Here is a 17,618-nt window from a genome sequence, read left to right on the forward strand (position 1 = left end):
CAGTTCATCGGTTTTACCGCGTAGTCACGGCTTTCCGACGAAGTGGTGAACATGTTCTCGGCATAGTTGGACCAGTGGCCGGAACGCTCCCAGAGAATGCGGTCGACAACCTGCGGGGTCTTGATTTCCAGGTAGCCGTTGGCGCGCTGAACCTGGCGCATGTACTGCTCAAGCACCTGGTACACCGTCCAGCCATTGGCGTGCCAGAACACCATGCCCGGGGCTTCTTCCTGCAGGTGGAACAGGTCGAGCTGCTTGCCGATCTTGCGGTGGTCGCGTTTTTCGGCTTCTTCGATGCGCTGGATGTAGGCTGCCAGCTGCTTCTTGTCAGCCCAGGCAGTGCCGTACACGCGTTGCAGCTGCTCGTTCTTGGCATCGCCGCGCCAGTAGGCGCCGGACAGCTTGGTCAGCTTGAATGCCTTGAGGAAGCGGGTGTTGGGCACGTGCGGGCCGCGGCACATGTCGACGTATTCTTCGTGGTAGTACAGGCCCATGGCCTGTTCATCCGGCATGTCTTCGACCAGGCGCAGCTTGTAGTCTTCGCCACGGGTGGTGAACACGTCGATGACTTCGGCACGCGGCGTGACCTTCTTGATCACGTCGTAGTCTTTTTCGATCAGCTGCATCATGCGCTTTTCGATGGCGGCCATGTCTTCCGGGGTGAAGGGCCGCTCGTAGGCGATGTCGTAGTAGAAGCCTTCGTCGATGACCGGGCCGATCACCATTTTGGCGGTCGGGTAAAGCTGCTTCACCGCGTGGCCGACCAGGTGGGCGCACGAGTGACGGATGATCTCCAGTCCCTCTTCATCTTTAGGGGTGATGATCTGCAGGGTGGCGTCGTGGTTGATCAGGTCGCAGGCGTCGACCAGTTTGCCGTCGACCTTGCCGGCGACGGTGGCCTTGGCCAGGCCGGCACCGATCGAAGCGGCAACGTCGGCTACGGATACGGCGTGATCGAACGAACGTTGACTGCCATCGGGAAGAGTAATTACGGGCATGGCGCCTCCTCTCCTAGTGGTGACCCCTACCAAAGGTCACGTGGGTTGGGATGAGCCAGTACAAGATCCGGCCTGCCTTCCTTCATCAAGGAAGCCTGCCTCACAGTGGCAGAAGCCTTTCGGCTTGTCAGGAGCGAACCAGAGTGACTGGAAAGAAAAAAGATAGCTGCGGCCGGCACAGTGCGACCACAAGCCGAGCATGCTAGCACGCGGGTTGCACCCCAAGCAGAAATATTTGGAAATTGCGCCGAAGCGGTGAACTAACGCGGAAAAATACCGCTCAGACTTTGGGAAGCAACCTACTCTTGATGAGACCTTGACCCAAGGAGTAACCGGTTATGAGATTTCCGTCCCTTCTGGCCGTATGTGCCATGAGCGCCCTGCTGCCGCTGGCGGCTCACGCAGGCGATTTCCCGCCAGGTAAGGAGCAGGGCTACATGACCCAGTGCCGGGAGGTAGCGACAAACCAGGGCGTGAGCACCGAAATGGCGACCAAGCACTGCTCGTGCGGCGCGCAGGCCATCAAGAAAAACTTCACCGATGCAGAGATTGCAGACCTCGATAGCAGTGACGGGGTAGACGCCAAGCTTATGGCCAAGGCTCAAAGCGTTGTAAAAAAGGCCTGCACACCCCATAGCTGAAGCCTTAAAGCGGGGTTGGCGAGCATTTATTTGAGCTGAATCAGCTTCTGATGAATGTAAAAGGCGCTACACGCGCAGAATTAGACTATGATGTTGTCCGTGCTCCGTAGCTTTCGCCGCATTGCACTACTGAAAATTTAATGTCTGGAGATTCATCCCATGTCCAATCGCCAAACCGGCACCGTCAAATGGTTCAATGATGAGAAAGGCTTCGGCTTCATCACCCCACAAGGCGGCGGCGACGACCTGTTCGTTCACTTCAAGGCCATCGAATCCGACGGCTTCAAGAGCCTGAAAGAAGGCCAGACTGTTTCCTTCGTCGCCGAGCGCGGCCAGAAGGGCATGCAGGCTGCACAGGTTCGTCCGGAGTAATTCGGAAGCTGTGAAAAAACCCGCCCATGTGGCGGGTTTTTTTATGGGCCACCGCCCCTGAAGCCGGCGCCGAGCTGGTAGGAGCAGCCTTGTGCTGCGAAGTGGCCCACATGGCCGGCACATAATGGTCGGTCAGTGCCGGCCTCTTCGCAGCTCGAGGCTGCTCCTACTGATACAGAGGGCGGAGCCAGGCTGCCAGTTTAACCGCAGTTGACACGGGTCACGGTGCCCTGCTCGTTTACATTCAGGTTCAGACGCTCGGAGCGATATTCCAGGGTAACCACATCGTGGGGCTTGAGAATGCGCGCCATCTGCGAACCACTGGCCTTGCGTGCCTGCTCCAGCAGCTCGGCGCTGCCCTGCTTGCCGATGGCGAAATCGGCGCCGCTGGCTTCGCAGCGGCCATCGTTGCCGGCTGGGGTTTCTGGCGCCTTGCCACCCCCAGCGCTGCCACCAGTGCTGCAACCAGCCAGGACAGCTGCCACAGCCAGGGTTGCCAACAAAGCACGGGTACGGAACATGAATCCTCCTAAATCGGTGTGGGAACTGCCTGATACGACAGTTCCGCCAAGCGTTGGTTGCAAAACCGGACAAGTCTGCCTCAACCCGGCGTGTCAGGCGAAAGGTAATCGTGACCGAATTTTACCGCTTAACTGACGAGGCGCTTGGTTTGCCCTGCAAAGTCATGATTTACTTTAGGAAGTGAAGGCACAATGCCTCCTGCGAACATCAGGATCCGGTGTTCGCCCTTTCGTCCCGGGCCGCAAGCGAGAGCCTTTCATGAGCAGCCACAGCATCGATGCCGATATCAAGGTCAGGTGGGCCGAGGGCCAGAGCGCCTATAGCCCCAGTACCCCCGAGGAATTGCTATTGATTGCCGTCGACCTGCTGGTGCGCGATCGCGGCAGCGAGGCGGCACGCAGCTTTATCGACCAGGTGTTCGAGCGGTTTGCTTCGCATGCCGCTGTTCCGATCGCGCCAAACGGGCGTTGAGCGGGTTGGGCTGCATCGGGACTGACAGGCGCCGCATATTTTCCGGTAACCACCTGTCAGCCCTGATGCAATCCCTGACGGACTGCCTTGCCAGCGATCGACGGCCAACACCCACCTTCAAAAGGTCACACCAGAAACAAGCGCAATATTGCTATAGGGCTGACACTCCCCAGTACGCACCACCGCCCGGGCACTGCGCGACAGCACCTTGAATTCTTCATGGCTCAGCCATTCCCGCTTGCCCAGCTTGCCCTTCAAGCGCTCGATCTCGACCAGCGCCGGCGGCACCACTTTCTGCATCTCCTCCGCCAGCACATGCCGCTCGACCTGCAATTCGCTCAGCACCACCCGCAACACGCTGGCGAAATCCGGCAGCCCCGGGGTGATGGCCAGGTCGATCAGCTCGACCCCCGGCGGCACTGGCAACCCAGCATCACCGATCACCAGAATATCGCCATGCCCCATGCCGGCAATGGTCCGCGACAGGGCAACGTTCAGCAGCGGGGTTTTCTTCATGGCGCTAGCTCCGCCAGATAAGGAATGGACGGCTGGGCCCCGGCGCGGGTGACCGACAGGGCCGCTGCGCGCTGGCCGAAGGCGATGGCCTCGCCCTCCCCCAGCCCGCGCACCAGGCCAGCGGCAAAGCCGCCGATGAAGGTATCGCCGGCAGCAGTGGTGTCCAGCGGTTGCACCACCGGCGCCGGATAGTGCTGATGGCCTTGGGCGCTCACCCGCAACGCCCCTTGCGCGCCCAAGGTGATGATGACCTTGCCCGCCCCCAGTTGCAGCAAGCGCTCGCCGGCCCGCCGGGCACTGCCCTGGTCGGTGACCGCAATACCGGTCAGGGCCTCGGCCTCGCTCTCGTTGGGGGTGAGGTAGTCGATGTGCGCGAACCAGTCCGCGGGCAACGGGCCCGTGGCGGGCGCGGGGTTGAGGATCACCTGCTTGCCCAGCTCACGCCCCCTGGCCAGGGTCCAGGCCACGGTATCCATGGGCACCTCCAGCTGGCAGATGATCACCTCGGCCGCCTGCAGCAACGCATCAAACGCCTTTACCGATTGTGGCGTCAGCAGGCCATTGCCGCCGGGGATGATGACGATGCAGTTCTGACTGGCGGCATCCACGGTAATCAGCGCTATCCCACTGGACACCCCGGGGCAGGTGCTGACGCCCTGGCAGTCGATACCCTCGACATACAAGGCCCGGTGCAGTTGCCGGCCATAATCATCGTCACCCACGTTGCCGATCATCGCCACGCTCCCACCCAGCCGCGCCACTGCCACCGCCTGGTTGGCACCTTTGCCGCCCGGCACGGTGAAAAAACTGTCGCCAGGCAGCGTTTCGCCGGCCCGCGGCAGGCGCTGCGCGCGGGCCACCAGGTCCATGTTGAGGCTACCGACCACCACGACCTTGGCATTCATGACATTTCCTTAGCGTTAGCGGTAATCGTTGAACAGGTCCGGGCGCGGCCCGGTGGACTCGCGCAAGACAATGCGCGGGGCAACGATGCGTTGCTCTGCCGCGCCTTGGCGGGGCGTACCGATGCGCGCCAGCAACAGCGACGCGGCGTTTTCGCCAAGCTCGCGAATCGACTGGCCCACCGTGGTCAGCGGTGGGTACACGTAACGGCTCAGTTCGATGTCGTCGAAACCGATCACCGACAACTCGCCAGGTACGTTGATATTGCGTTCGGCCGCCGCACGCAGCACGCCAAAGCCGATCATGTCGTTGCCGGCAAAAATCGCGGTGGGCCGCTCGCCCTCCAGCACCCGGGCTGCCGCTGCATGGCCACCGGGGCTGGTGAAGTCGCAGTGCAGCACGCGGCTGCCCTGTACTTGCACCCCGGCTTCGGCCATGGCCCGGCGAAAACCGCCGAGGCGCAGCTGGGTGACGCCGGTTTCGGCGGGGCCGCCGATGTAGGCGATGTCGCGATGGCCAAGCTCCAGCAGGTGCCGGGTGGCCAGGTAGGCGCCCTGCTCGTGGTCGATGCGCACCAGGTCGGCATCGACGCCTTCCAGTTCACGGTCGACGATCACCATAGGCGTGCGCACGCAGGCCAGGCTTTGCAGCAGGTCGCTGTCCTGGCCCACCGAGGCCACCACCAGGCCGTCGATGCGCTTTTCCAGCAGCACGCGCAGGTAGCTGCGCTGCTTTTGCGGGTTGTCGTCGGAATTGCACAAGATCACGCAGTAGCCGTTGCGTTCGCAGACGTCTTCGATGCCCCGCGCCAGCTCGGCGAAATACGGGTTGACGCTGTTGGGCACCAGCAAGCCGATGGTGGCCGTGCTGCGCGCCTTCAGCGAGCGCGCCACGGCACTGGGCACGTAGTCGAGCTCGACGATGGCGGCTTCTACCTTCAACCGTACCTGCTCGCTGACAGGCCGGGTCTTGTTCAGTACATGGGACACGGTGGTGTAGGAAATACCCGCCAGTGCCGCGACATCTTTGATGGTTGCCATGGTTTCAGTTCCGCCGGGCTGCACGCCGGCTGCGGTAAGTGTCCAGCACCACGGCGATGACGATCACCGCCCCGGTGATGATGCGTTTGGTGGGTTCGCTGGCGCCGATCTGCGCCAGCCCGGCGGCCAGTACAGAAATGATCAGCACGCCAAAAAAGGTGCTGATGACCGAGCCGCGCCCGCCCATCAGGCTGGTGCCGCCAATCACCACGGCGGCGATCACCTGCAGCTCCAGGCCGGCGCCGGCATTGGGGTCTGCCGCTTCCAGCCGCGATATCTGGAACAGCGCGGCCAGGCCGGCGAGCAAGCCCATCAGGGCAAACACCAGCACTTTGTACGGGCGCGGGTCGATGCCAGCCAGGCGCACAGCCTCTTCGTTGGTGCCGATACCGATCAGGTAGCGGCCGAACACGGTGCGGGTCAGCACCAGATGGGCCAGCACGATCACCAGCAAGGCGATGATGAACGCAGGGGAAATACCGAACGCGACCGGGTCGGAGAACCAGGCATAGGCATCGCCGATATAGGCAGTGCGCGAGTCGGTGAACTGGTAGGCCAGGCCACGGGCCATTTCCAGCACGCCGAGCGAAACGATGAACGACGGAATGCGCCAGGCCACGGTGACGGCGCCGGTAATGCTGCCCGCCAGCGCGGCCACGGCCATGCCCAGCAGCGCCGAAGGCAGCACGCCCCAGCCCCAGCCCAGAATCGCCACGCTTACCGCCGAGGCCGCCAGCGCAAGCACCGAACCCACCGACAGGTCGATGCCGCCAATGATCAGCACAAAGGTCATGCCTACCGCCAACACCATCAGGTCGGGGATCTGGTTGGCCAGGGTGCTGAAGGTGTTGTAGGACCAGAAATGGCTGCTGAGCAACGAGAACAGCACGATCATCGCCAACAAGGCGCCGGCCAGGCCCAGGTAGGTGCCCAGGCCATGGTAGCTGCCACTGCGGCGCACGGGGGTAGCGCCTTGGCTGTCAAGCGGGGTGGTTTTCATGCGTCCATCCTGGGGGCTGCATCATGCAGCAGCGCGTCACGTTTCTGATAACCGGCGAAGGCGGCCGCCAGCAGCTGGTCCTGGCTCCAGTGGTCACGGTCGAAGGTGTCGATCAGGCGGCCGGCGGACAGCACGGCGATGCGGTCGCAGATCAGCATCAGCTCGCGCAAGTCGCTGGACACCACTACCAGCGCCTTACCCTGGCGCACCAATTCAGCCAGCAGGCCATAGATGTCGAACTTGGCTCCGACGTCTATGCCACGGGTGGGCTCGTCGAACAGCAATACCTGGCAGTCGCGCTCCAGCCAGCGGCCGATTACCACCTTCTGCTGGTTGCCGCCAGACAATTCGCCCACCACCTGGTGGGGGCCGGCACTGCGGATGCGCATGGCCTGGATCTGGCGCTCGGCCAGGGCCCGCTCGGCCTCGCCATCGAGCACACCGGCGCGCGAGACCGCGCCGAGGTTACCCAAAGCAATATTGGCGCTGATCGACTGGGTCAACAGCAGGCCTTCGCCTTTGCGGTCTTCGGTAATCAAGGCAATACCGGCCCGCACCGCCGCCCTGGGCGAATCGATCTTTACGGCCTGCAGTGGCTGGCCCAGCGCGATGCTGCCGCTGTCGGCACGGTCAGCGCCGTAGATCAGCCGCAGCAGCTCGGTACGGCCGGCGCCGATCAGGCCGGAGATGCCGAAGATCTCCCCTGCCCTGACCTCGAATGACACTTCGCGCACCTTGTCAGCGCGGCTGAGCTTGTCGACCTTCAGCAGCGGCGCGCCGATCTGCCGGCGGCCCAGGTCGATATGCTCGCCCAGTTCGCGGCCGACCATCAGGTTGACCAGCTCGGCGCTGCTGTAGCGCTGGATCGGCTCGTCGCACACCAGCTTGCCGTCGCGCAGCACGACGATGCGCTGGGCCACGCGCTGCAGCTCTTCGAGCCGGTGCGAAATATAGACGATGGCCACCCCGCGCTGGCGCAGCCGTTCGATCTGGGTGAACAGCAGCTCCACCTCGCGCGCGGTGAGCATGGCGGTGGGCTCGTCGAAAATCAGCACATGGCAGTCGCCGATCAGGTTGCGGGCGATTTCGACCATCTGCTGATGGCCGATGCCCAGCTCGCCGACCGGGGTGTCCGGGTCGATGGCGTCGAGGCCGACCTGGGCCATGGCAGCGGTGGCCAGCTGGCGCAGGCGCTTGTGACTGATCCAGCCAAAACGGCTGGGCAGGTTGTCGAGAAACAGGTTCTCGGCCACGGTCAGGGTCGGCAGCAGGTTCAGCTCCTGCATGACCATGCGTATACCCATGCGCTCGGCCTCGCTGCGGCTGCCGGGCGCATAGGCCTGGCCGCGGTAGCGCATGTGGCCGGTGGTGGGGGTTTCCAGACCACTGATCAGCTTGGACAGGGTGCTCTTGCCGGCGCCGTTTTCGCCGGTCAGGGCCAGCACTTCGCCGGCACGCAGGTTCAGGCTGACCTCGGCCAGCACGGGCTGGGCGTAGGTCTTGCCCAGGCCGCTGGCGGCGAGCACCACTTCATTGGCCGATGCCGGCATGGCCGTTTCTCCTGGCAGCGTCAGGGCTTCTTGGTGATGAGTTCGACCGGGGTCTGGATGACATTGTCGGCATCCACATCGGGCTTCTCGCCCTTGACCATTTTCAGCGCGGCCTGAATACCGTAAACGGCCTGCTGACTGGCAGCCTGGTCGAGGGTGGCGAGCACGCGGCCATCGGCAAGCATCGGCTTGATGGCGTTGATGTTGTCGTAGCCCACCACTTGCACCTGCCCGGTCTTGCCGGCGGCGCGCACGGCCGATACGGCGCCCAGGGCCATGCTGTCGTTGCCGGCCAGCAGGGCTTTCAGGTCGGGGTACTCGTTGAGCATGGACGCGGCAACCGCGTTGCCTTTGTCGATTTCCCAGTTGCCGCTCTGCACCGAAACGATCTGCATCTGCGCGGCATCCATGGCGTCCTTGAAGCCGGCGGTGCGCTGCTGGGCGTTGGTGGTGGTCGGCACGCCTTCGATGATGCCCACATGGTCGCCGGCCTTGAGCTTCTGGCTGGCCAGGTAATCGCCGACCATGCGTGCGCCCTTGCGGTTGTCGGGGCCCACAAAGGGCACGCTGATGCCTTTGCTCTTGAGCAGCTCAGGGTCCAGGCGGTTGTCGATGTTGATCACCACCACGCCCTTGTCCATTGCCTTCTTGACCGCCGATACCAGCGCCTTCGAATCAGCAGGGGCAATAACCAGGGCCTTGGCGCCGGCATTGACCATCTGCTCGACGATGCGGATCTGTTCGCCGGTGTCGGTTTCGTTCTTGATGCCGTTGGCGACCAGCTCGAATTGGTCGGGGTGGGCTTTCTGGTAGTCCTTGGCGCCGTCTTCCATGGTGCGGAAGAATTCGTTGGCCAGCGACTTCATGACCAGGGCGACCTTGGGCGGGTCTTCGGCGTGGGCGGCGGAAAACGGCAGGGTGAGGGACAGCGAGGAAACGACAGCGAGGGCCAGCAGACGACCGGGGAACGGCAGTTTCATGGACGATGACTCCGAATCTTGTTTTTTTATCGGATCGCAAACGTTTGCGTTGACTAACTATGGTAACAGGACCGGGGTTTGTCAATGCCGCTTGGCTATCGTTGGCCAAAACACTGCTGGCCCGATTATCCAGATTTTTTCCGAAAAACCGAACACCTTTTCCTATGCTTGTTCGGAATCTCGAATGGAATGCTTGCCTTTGCAGGCGCGGCCTTGTGTCGCGATGGGCTGCGCAGCAGCCCCAGGATGGATGATTCAGCGAAGAAAGCCGGGGCTGCTACGCAGCCCATCGCGGCACAAGGCCGCTCCTACAGACAGCACGCTCCGGTGTGGTATGAAAAGTGCCTGAAACACGGGGCGACACAACAAACGTCTCATTAGGAAGAGAGAACAATAACGATGAATGCCGCACTGAAAACCTTCGCCCCCAGCGCACTCGCCCTGCTGCTGATCCTGCCCGCCACCGCCTCGGCCAAAGAAGCCGAAACCCAGCAGAAGCTGGCCAACGTGGTCATCCTCGCCACTGGCGGCACCATTGCCGGTGCTGGCGCCAGCGCCGCCAACAGCGCCACCTACCAGGCCGCCAAGCTGGGCGTCGACAAGCTGATCGCCGGCGTGCCGGAACTGGCCGATATCGCCAACGTCCGCGGCGAGCAGGTGATGCAGATCGCCTCCGAAAGCATCACCAACGAAGACTTGCTGAAACTGGGCAAGCGCGTTGCCGAACTGGCCGACAGCAACGACGTCGACGGTATCGTCATCACCCACGGCACCGACACCCTGGAAGAGACCGCGTTCTTCCTCAACCTGGTTGAAAAGACCGACAAGCCGATCGTGGTCGTCGGTTCGATGCGCCCGGGCACCGCCATGTCCGCAGACGGCATGCTCAACCTGTACAACGCCGTGGCCGTGGCCGGCGACAAGCAGTCGCGTGGCAAGGGCGTGCTGGTGACCATGAACGACGAGATCCAGTCGGGTCGTGATGTCAGCAAATCGGTCAACATCAAGACCGAAGCCTTCAAGAGCGCCTGGGGCCCGATGGGCATGGTAGTGGAAGGCAAGTCCTACTGGTTCCGCCTGCCGGCCAAGCGCCACACGGTCAACTCCGAGTTCGACATCAAGCAGATCAGCAGCCTGCCGCAGGTGGACATCGCCTACGGCTATGGCAACGTCACCGACACCGCCTACAAGGCGCTGGCACAGGGCGGTGCCAAGGCGCTGATCCATGCTGGTACCGGCAACGGTTCGGTGTCGTCGCGGGTGGTGCCGGCGCTGCAGGAGCTGCGCAAGAATGGCGTGCAGATCATCCGTTCGTCCCACGTCAACCAGGGTGGCTTCGTGCTGCGCAACGCCGAGCAGCCCGATGACAAGAACGACTGGGTCGTGGCCCATGACCTGAACCCGCAGAAGGCGCGGATTCTGGCGATGGTGGCGATGACCAAGACCCAGGACAGCAAAGAGCTGCAGCGGATCTTCTGGGAGTATTGATCGCTTAACCCAAGGAAGCCGGGGCACCCTCGTGCCCCGCTTCCCTGGGTCTCACCCCTGCAGGTTCATGACCATTTCATGCCAGGCCATGCCGCCGTGGTCAGAGGGCGAAGGCTGTACGTACTGATAGCCCATCTTGCGGTACAACTCGACGTGCTGTTCCTTGCACATCAGGTGAATGGTCTGCTTGCCCTGCGCCTTCATGCGCTGGATGAATTCATTCATCAGCAACCTGGCTTAGCCTTTGCCCTGTTCTGCCGGGTCGACCACTACCGACATGATCACCACGTTGGGTGCCTGCGGGTCGTGGCCGACCAGTTCCTTGAACGCTTCGTCGGACATCACTACCTGGTGGGCGCAGCCGCTGTTGATGAAGCCGACGATGCCTTGCGAGTCTTCGAGCAGCAGGAAGCCTTGCGGGTACTGGCTGATACGGGTGCGGATCTTTTCCAGGGTGGCGGCTTCGTCACCCTCGTAGGCGCCAATCTCGATGGCGTAGCAGCGCTCGGCGTCTGCCACGACAGGCTGACGGAATTGCGTGTTGCTCATGGGACAGGCTCCAGAATCAGTTTGATTGTATTATCGCAGTGCATGGCACCGGCTGCGCCGGTGACCGCTGGCAAGCCAGGCTCCCACCGATACTGCAGATGGCTTGACACCCATGCAGTCGAAGCAGGAGCGGCCTGGGGAATCAAGGTTCGATACGCTTCAGGTCATTCAACAACCCCATCAACTGCTGCAGCTTCTGTTCGTCAAACTGCGCTTGGATCGGCCCGGTGGGGAGTATTCCGGGCCCGCCCCAAAACCTGTCAGCAACACCGTTACCGGAACCGATACTCCAACCCCGCCCCCGCATACCAGGAGCGCCCAGGCGCTGCCTCGTAGTACCGCCCATTGCCGTCGCCGACAATCACCGACCCCACGTACTGCCGGTCAAACAGGTTGTCCAGCCGCACCAGCTGGTGGAACGTCCACGCCCCGACATGCTGCTCGAACCGCGTGCGCCAGTTGAACACGGCATACGCCGGCGCCGCCTTGGCGCTGTTGCTGTCATCCACGTAGACCTTACTGCGGTACTGGCCTTCAACACCCATGCTGATGGACGCGACGGGCTTCCACAGCAGCTCGCCATACAGGTTGTCGAGCGGCACACCGGGCAACCGGTTACCGCTTTCGATGGTCTGACTGACATCCTCGGCGTAGCGCGCATCGGTGCGGGTGTAGACCAGGGTGGTCTGCCACTGCTCGCTCAGGTCACTCTGCAGGCTCGCCTCAAAACCGCGCCGCACAGTACGCCCGGCATTGCGATAGCTGGTGCGGCCGTCTTTTGAACTGTCGACGACGATTTCGTCATCGGTCCGAATCTCATACACCGCCGCATTCAGCCGCGTGCGTTCGCCAAGCCGGTACTTCACGCCCATTTCATACTGCATGCTGGTGGCGGGTTCGAGGCCGAAGTTGAAGCTTTCGGCGGTACCCGGGGCATAGGCCATCTCGGCCTGCGTGGGGGTTTCGAAGCCTTTGCCAACACTCACGTAGCCACGCAGGTCAGGCGTGAACGCGTACATCACCGACAGCGAAGGCGTGGCCTGCTGGTACTTTTTCGAGCCGCTGGAATCACCGTTGGCCAGGTAATGGTCATCTACCCGCATTTCCATCGTGCTGTAGCGCAGCCCCAGCTCGCTGGTCCAGTTGCCGATTACCCAGTGGGCCTGAAGGTACGGGTCCAGGCTGGTGGCTGTGTCCTGCTCGTCACGGCGCAGTTCGCCCTTCACGCCTAGCTGATCGCCGCTGAAGTTCTGGTAGCCGCGGCGGTCGTCCTTGCTCTGGTCGTAATCGGCGCCGACGGTAAAGGTGAGGTTGCCCGGCACAGCGGCAACCGGCTGGATCCAGCGCAGGGTGCCACCGTGAAACTGCCGATCAAAATCCACCACCCCGCCACCGCGCTGGCTGTTGGAGGCAACTGTCCTGGGAATGGACAGGTACTGCACCACACTGCGCTGCCCCGCATACAGGTTGAGCTGCAGCGTGGCATCGCCGAAATAGCGCTCGTAGTTCATGCCAAGCTGCTGATGATCGATGCTCTTGCGGGTGTTGTAGGTATCCGCCACTGGGGCGCTTGAACGCGGGTCGTGTTTGTAGGCGTCCCAGGTCTGCCCCAGCGGGTCCTGCGTGTTGTTCTGCTCCAGGCTGCTGTAGATCAGCGCCAGGCGCGAGTCATCGTCGGGCTTGAAATTGACCTTGGCGAAGGTCTGATCGCGACGCGCGGCACTGTGGTCGCGGTAGCCATCGGTGTCCATGCGCGATGCATCCAGGACGAAACCGGCGGTGTCGGTACCGCCTTCGGCAGACAGGTGGTTCTTGTTGAAGCCATCGCTGCCGAAGGTGGTTTCGGCGCCGACCCGGGCCGGCCCCTGGCCGTCACGGGTGAACATCTGGATCACCCCACCGGCATTGCTGCCGTACAGCGTCGCGGCAGGGCCGCGCAGCACCTCGATGCGCTCGGCCACGTCCAGGTTGAGCGTGGCCGCCTGCCCCTGGCCATCGGGGGTGCTGGCGGGTATACCGTCGCTCAGCAGCTTGATGCCGCGTACACCGAACGCTGAACGGGCACCGTAGCCGCGCGAGGAAATCTGCAGGTCCTGGGCGTAGTTCTGGCGGTTCTGCACCACCAGCCCCGGCACCTTCGTCAGAACTTCCGACAGGTTGACGCCAAGCTGGCCGTCGGTGCCGTTGGACAGGTCAACGGTATCGACCGAAAACGGCAAGTCGAAGCTGCTGGTGGGCGCATAGGCACCGGTGACCACCATGGGGTCCATGACCACCACATCGGGGGCCCGGGGGGCGGCATGGCCAGCGGCATTCATGCCCCCTGCCAGAAACAGGGCAAGGCCCGTGCGTGCGGGTAAACGAGAAGGGATTTGATACATGCAAAACTTCCTGAAACCCAGGCCGACCCTTTGCAGGTCACGCCCGGGGCAACGCCACCGTGCGGCTGGCACGGTATACGAAAGCAGATAGATGAATTCAAAGGGTCTTGGTAACGCAGGCCTAGATCCTGTTGATGTAACAGTGGCCTTGGGTGCTGACCACCGACAGCCGCTTCTCGATTGCCCTGCCCTGGTAATCCAGCGCAATGCGCACGATCTGCAGCAGCGGCGCGCCTGGCTCCAGACCCAACAACTGGGCCTGATCGGCATCGGCACAGATAGCGAAAATACGCTCATCGGCATGCGCCACCGTTGCCCCGAAGCGCTGCTGATATAGCCGGTAGAGGGTGTTGGGCAGCACTTCCGGCTGGCGCTCCAGGCCGAAGAAACGCTCGGCACACAGGATGATGTCTTCGTAGATGGCTGGCTTGCCGTCCAGTTCGCGGATACGCGAAATATGGATGACCTTGGCCCCCGGCTGCAGGCCCAGCGCTTGTGCTTCCTGCACGCTGGCCTTGCGTACCTTGCGCCCCAGCACGATCGACACCGGCAGGCAGCGTTCGCCGTCCGGGCGGCAGATATTGAAGAAACGGAACAAGGCATGGTCACCATCATGGGTGGCAACCGACGTTCCCTTGCCCTGCTGGCGTACCACCACATTCTCGGCCACCAGCTCATTGAGCGCCTTGCGCAGCGTGCCGACGCTGACCTGATAAGTGGTCGCCAATGCCGCCTCGCTGGGAATGAACGTGCCAGGTGACCACTCCCCTGACTGGATGCGCTCCATCAGCAAGTCTTTGATCTGCATGTACAGCGGCTGAAAGGTCGGGGCCTTGGGCGGATTTTGCAGGGCGTCGTTCATGGGCATCTGGCGTCGGCAGTTCGTAGAGCTGGAGTATAACCCGAACGAGGGAAAAAGCATCTCGCCTTGACTATCCTACAACCTATGTCCTATACATGACCTACGGCATATGAATGACCGTCACAGGAGAACAACAATGAGCATTGATTTTGTCGTCCACGATGCCGACGACGCTGTCGGCGTCGTCGTAGTCGAAGGCGTGCAGGCGGGCCAGAAGTTGACAGGTTGGGTCATGGACCAGGACCAGACCCTGGAATTCGTGGTGCGTGACGCCATCCCGATCGGCCACAAACTGGCCATTCGTGACCTGCAGGAAGGCGATACCGTGATCAAGTACGGGGTCGATATCGGCCGGGTCGTCAAGCCCATCCGTGAAGGCGAGCACCTCCACGTCCACAACGTCAAAACCAAGAGGTGGTAAGCATGGAACTCAACGGGCGCACTTTCCTGGGCTACCGCCGCGACAATGGCCGTGTGGGCATTCGCAACCACGTGATCATCCTGCCGGTGGACGACATCTCCAATGCCGCTGCCGAAGCGGTGGCCAACAACATCAAGGGCACCCTCGGGCTGCCGCACCCTTATGGTCGGCTGCAGTTCGGCGAGGACCTGGAGTTGCACTTCCGCACCCTGATCGGCACCGGCTGCAACCCCAACGTCGCAGCAGTGGTAGTGATCGGCATCGAGCCAGGCTGGACCCGACGCGTCGTCGAGGGTATCCGCGCCACCGGCAAACCGGTGGAAGGCTTCTGGATCGAGCAGAACGGCGACCACAACACCATCTGCGCCGCCTCGCGCAAGGCCCGCGAGTTCGTGCAGTACGCCACCGAGCTGCGCCGCGAGGCATGCGACATCAGCGAGTTGTGGGTGTCGACCAAGTGTGGCGAGTCCGACACCACTTCCGGCTGTGGCGCCAACCCCACCGTCGGCAACGCTTTCGACAAGCTGTACGCCCAGGGCTGTACCCTGGTGTTTGGCGAAACATCAGAGTTGACTGGCGGCGAGCACCTGGTCGCCGAGCGTTGCAGCACCCCGGCGGTGCGGGAGAAATTCCAGTTCATGTTCGACCGCTACAGCGCCATGATCGACCGCTGGAAAACCAGCGACCTGTCCGAGTCGCAACCGACCAAGGGCAACATCGAGGGGGGCCTGACCACCATCGAGGAAAAAGCCTTGGGCAATATCCAGAAGATCGGCCGTAAATGCCGGGTGGACGGTGTGCTGGACAAGGCCGAGGAACCCACCGGGCCGGGCTTGTGGTTCATGGACTCGTCGTCTGCCGCCGCCGAGATGGTGACCTTGTGCGCAGCGTCCGGGTATGTGGCGCATTTCTTCCCCACCGGGCAGGGCAACGTCATCGGCAACCCTATCTTGCCGGTGATCAAGATCTGCGCCAACCCGCGCACCTTCCGTACCATGGGTGAGCATATCGATGTCGATGTATCCGGCCTGCTGCGGCGCGAGATAAACATGGACGATGCGGGCGACCGCCTGCTCGACATGCTGATGCGCACTGCCAACGGGCGCTTCACCGCCGCCGAAGCGCTGGGGCACCGCGAGTTCGTGCTGACCCGGTTGTTCGAAAGCGCCTGACCGGCCACGCCGTTGCCTGCCACGGGCAACGGCGTTGGTTTTTTGCCTGCGTTCAAGAAGTACGTCTCACAACAACCATAAAATGGAGACCTTCATGAAACCGCTCCGCCCTGCCCCCACTCCTCCTCCCCCTCCGCTGTTTCTCCCCCAGCCCGCGCAACCACCACGACCGTACTGACCTGCACCGGGCCCTACAAAAATAAAGACCCTGTTCCCTGCCCTGATCAGCGCGATTGGCGTGGGGTATACGCTCATGGAGAAACAACCGTGAAAATTCTCAAGAACCTGTATGTCCAGGTAGTCATCGGCCTGATCGCCGGTATTCTTCTCGGCTACTGCTGGCCCTCGCTCGGGGTCGAGATGAAGCCCCTGGGTGATACCTTCATCCGCCTGATCAAGATGCTCATCACCCTGGTGATCTTCTGCACCGTGGCCATCGGCATCGCGCGCATGGAAAGCCTGAAGGAGCTGGGCAAGGTCGGTTTCAAGACCTTCATGTACTTCGAAGTGGTGACCACCCTGGCGCTGCTGCTGGGCATGATCATCGCCAACCTGGTGCAGCCCGGTGCCGGCATGAACATCGACCCGGCCAGCCTCGACGGTGGCGCCATGTCGCAGTACCTGGACCAGGTACACGCGCAGGAGTCTTCCAGCCTGCTCACCCAGTTGATCCCCAACTCGGTGGTCGGCGCCTTCGCCAGCGGCAACCTGCTGCAGGTATTGTTGTTCTCGGTGCTGTTCGGCGTGGCGTTGTCCGGCATGTCCAGGCGCAGCCGGCTGGCCGCGCGGGTGATCGAACAGTTTGGCGAAACCCTGCTGCGCATCGTCGGCATGATCATGTGGCTGGCTCCGATCGGCGCGTTCGGCGCCATGGCCTTCACCATCGGCAAGTACGGCATCGGTGCACTGCAGCAGATGGGCCTGCTGATTGTCTGCCTGTATGTCACCAGCCTGCTGTTCATCGGGATTGTCCTGGGCTCGATCAGTTTTGCCTGCGGGGTCAATATCTGGTCGCTGCTCAAGTACTTTCGCGAGGAGTTGCTGATCGTGCTGGGCACCTCTACCACCGAGTCGGTGTTGCCCCGGCTGATGCAGAAACTGGAACGGCTGGGTTGCGACAAGTCGGTGGTCGGCCTGGTGCTGCCAACGGGCTACTCGTTCAACCTCGACGGCGCCGCCATCTACCTGACCATGGCCTCGCTGTTCCTGGCCCAGGCGTTGAACATCGATTTGTCGTGGGGCCAGCAACTGAGCCTGCTGGTGATCTTGCTGATCACCTCCAAAGGCGGTGCCGGGGTGGCCGGTGCGGCCCTGATAGTGCTGACAGCGACGCTGGCCAGCCACGACATCATTCCGGTAGCGGCGATTACGCTGATTCTGGGCATTGACCGCATTCTCAATGAAGTACGGGCCCTGACCAACATGATGGGCAATGTGGTCGGCACCCTGGCGATTGCCCGCTGGGAAGGCAAGCTCGACCTCGCCCAGGCCCGCGCTGAACTGGCCGCCCCTGGCCGCTTGCCGACGCTTGATCAAGCCCCCCTGAACCTTTCGCAGAAAAAATCATGACCCCCTGCAAGGAGCCAATTCATGACTGTGCAAATCAGCGTTCGACGTGCCCGTGATCTGGCGGTGCAGGCCCTGCTCGGCGCCGGCATGCCGCAAAGCAGCGCGCAGAGCTGCGCCTATGCCCTGGTGCAGGCCGAATGCGAAGGCCTGCCATCGCATGGCCTGTCGCGCTTGCCGTTCTAC

General features: G+C 62.4%; 18 protein-coding genes and 1 pseudogene. 8 read left to right on the forward strand and 11 right to left on the reverse strand.

Annotated elements, in window-relative coordinates; genetic code table 11:
• Positions 1 to 998: threonine--tRNA ligase (locus tag HP546_RS12625; RefSeq protein WP_172225302.1), on the reverse strand; the 998-nt coding region annotated here is incomplete at its 3' end.
• Positions 999 to 1,336: 338 nt separating this feature from the next.
• Here HP546_RS12625 and HP546_RS12630 point away from each other — a divergent pair.
• Entirely contained in the window at positions 1,337 to 1,639 is a 303-nt protein-coding gene (locus HP546_RS12630) for a hypothetical protein (RefSeq protein ID WP_172225305.1), read from the forward strand.
• A gap of 159 nt (positions 1,640 to 1,798) precedes the next feature.
• Positions 1,799 to 2,011, forward strand: coding sequence for a cold-shock protein (locus HP546_RS12635; protein ID WP_012273095.1), 213 nt, complete (start codon positions 1,799 to 1,801; stop codon positions 2,009 to 2,011).
• Between the two features lie 200 nt (positions 2,012 to 2,211).
• Here HP546_RS12635 and HP546_RS12640 read toward each other — a convergent pair whose 3' ends face one another.
• Positions 2,212 to 2,532: an I78 family peptidase inhibitor gene (locus HP546_RS12640; protein ID WP_172225308.1), complete on the reverse strand. Its 321-nt coding sequence runs from the start codon at positions 2,530 to 2,532 to the stop codon at positions 2,212 to 2,214.
• 259 nt (positions 2,533 to 2,791) lie between these two features.
• On the opposite strand from HP546_RS12640, the gene HP546_RS12645 reads away from it, so the two are divergent.
• Positions 2,792 to 3,004, forward strand: coding sequence for a hypothetical protein (locus tag HP546_RS12645; protein ID WP_172225311.1), 213 nt, complete (start codon positions 2,792 to 2,794; stop codon positions 3,002 to 3,004).
• Positions 3,005 to 3,121: 117 nt separating this feature from the next.
• Here the strand turns inward: HP546_RS12645 and rbsD are convergent, their stop codons facing one another.
• From rbsD to HP546_RS12675, 6 genes are read right to left on the reverse strand one after another with little or no spacing between them, the layout of a single operon-like run.
• Complete coding sequence (gene rbsD, locus HP546_RS12650; RefSeq protein WP_172225333.1) at positions 3,122 to 3,520, reverse strand: D-ribose pyranase; 399 nt, start codon at positions 3,518 to 3,520, stop codon at positions 3,122 to 3,124.
• Entirely contained in the window at positions 3,517 to 4,425 is a 909-nt protein-coding gene (gene rbsK, locus HP546_RS12655) for a ribokinase (protein ID WP_172225336.1), read from the reverse strand. Before rbsK ends, rbsD begins: the two co-directional genes overlap by 4 nt.
• A gap of 15 nt (positions 4,426 to 4,440) precedes the next feature.
• A complete protein-coding gene (locus HP546_RS12660; RefSeq protein ID WP_172225339.1) occupies positions 4,441 to 5,463 on the reverse strand; it encodes a LacI family DNA-binding transcriptional regulator in 1,023 nt (340 codons plus the stop codon).
• Between the two features lie 4 nt (positions 5,464 to 5,467).
• Positions 5,468 to 6,463: an ABC transporter permease gene (locus tag HP546_RS12665; RefSeq protein ID WP_172225341.1), complete on the reverse strand. Its 996-nt coding sequence runs from the start codon at positions 6,461 to 6,463 to the stop codon at positions 5,468 to 5,470.
• Entirely contained in the window at positions 6,460 to 8,013 is a 1,554-nt protein-coding gene (locus tag HP546_RS12670; RefSeq protein WP_172225344.1) for a sugar ABC transporter ATP-binding protein, read from the reverse strand. The genes HP546_RS12665 and HP546_RS12670 overlap by 4 nt, the downstream gene beginning before the upstream one ends.
• Positions 8,014 to 8,033: 20 nt before the next feature.
• Positions 8,034 to 8,993 carry a sugar ABC transporter substrate-binding protein gene (locus tag HP546_RS12675; RefSeq protein ID WP_172225347.1) on the reverse strand — a complete coding sequence of 320 codons (960 nt, stop codon included), beginning with the start codon at positions 8,991 to 8,993 and terminating at the stop codon, positions 8,034 to 8,036.
• A gap of 399 nt (positions 8,994 to 9,392) precedes the next feature.
• Here HP546_RS12675 and HP546_RS12680 point away from each other — a divergent pair, with 399 nt between their 5' ends.
• Positions 9,393 to 10,481: an asparaginase gene (locus HP546_RS12680; RefSeq protein WP_172225350.1), complete on the forward strand. Its 1,089-nt coding sequence runs from the start codon at positions 9,393 to 9,395 to the stop codon at positions 10,479 to 10,481.
• A gap of 51 nt (positions 10,482 to 10,532) precedes the next feature.
• Here the strand turns inward: HP546_RS12680 and HP546_RS12685 are convergent.
• The 3 genes and pseudogenes from HP546_RS12685 to HP546_RS12695 form a co-directional block, all read right to left on the reverse strand.
• A pseudogene (locus HP546_RS12685) lies at positions 10,533 to 11,030 on the reverse strand (GNAT family N-acetyltransferase).
• A gap of 272 nt (positions 11,031 to 11,302) precedes the next feature.
• Positions 11,303 to 13,402, reverse strand: coding sequence for a TonB-dependent receptor family protein (locus HP546_RS12690; protein ID WP_372242429.1), 2,100 nt, complete (start codon positions 13,400 to 13,402; stop codon positions 11,303 to 11,305).
• Positions 13,403 to 13,532: 130 nt separating this feature from the next.
• On the reverse strand, positions 13,533 to 14,273 hold the full coding sequence (locus tag HP546_RS12695; protein WP_218583479.1) for a GntR family transcriptional regulator: 741 nt from the start codon (positions 14,271 to 14,273) through the stop codon (positions 13,533 to 13,535).
• A gap of 136 nt (positions 14,274 to 14,409) precedes the next feature.
• Here HP546_RS12695 and HP546_RS12700 point away from each other — a divergent pair, with 136 nt between their 5' ends.
• The 4 genes from HP546_RS12700 to HP546_RS31815 all read left to right on the forward strand — a co-directional run.
• The gene (locus tag HP546_RS12700; protein WP_172225359.1) at positions 14,410 to 14,694 is read left to right on the forward strand and encodes a UxaA family hydrolase; all 285 of its coding nucleotides are present in this window, start codon (positions 14,410 to 14,412) and stop codon (positions 14,692 to 14,694) included.
• 2 nt (positions 14,695 to 14,696) lie between these two features.
• Positions 14,697 to 15,866, forward strand: a complete 1,170-nt coding sequence (locus HP546_RS12705) for a UxaA family hydrolase (RefSeq protein ID WP_172225362.1) — start codon at positions 14,697 to 14,699, stop codon at positions 15,864 to 15,866.
• Positions 15,867 to 16,133: 267 nt separating this feature from the next.
• Positions 16,134 to 17,435, forward strand: coding sequence for a C4-dicarboxylate transporter DctA (gene dctA / locus HP546_RS12710; RefSeq protein ID WP_172225365.1), 1,302 nt, complete (start codon positions 16,134 to 16,136; stop codon positions 17,433 to 17,435).
• Positions 17,436 to 17,456: 21 nt separating this feature from the next.
• On the forward strand, positions 17,457 to 17,618 hold a 162-nt coding region (locus HP546_RS31815; RefSeq protein WP_172225368.1), incomplete at its 3' end, for an Ldh family oxidoreductase.

This window comes from Pseudomonas sp. CM25 (genome assembly GCF_013179705.1).
GTDB lineage: Bacteria > Pseudomonadota > Gammaproteobacteria > Pseudomonadales > Pseudomonadaceae > Aquipseudomonas.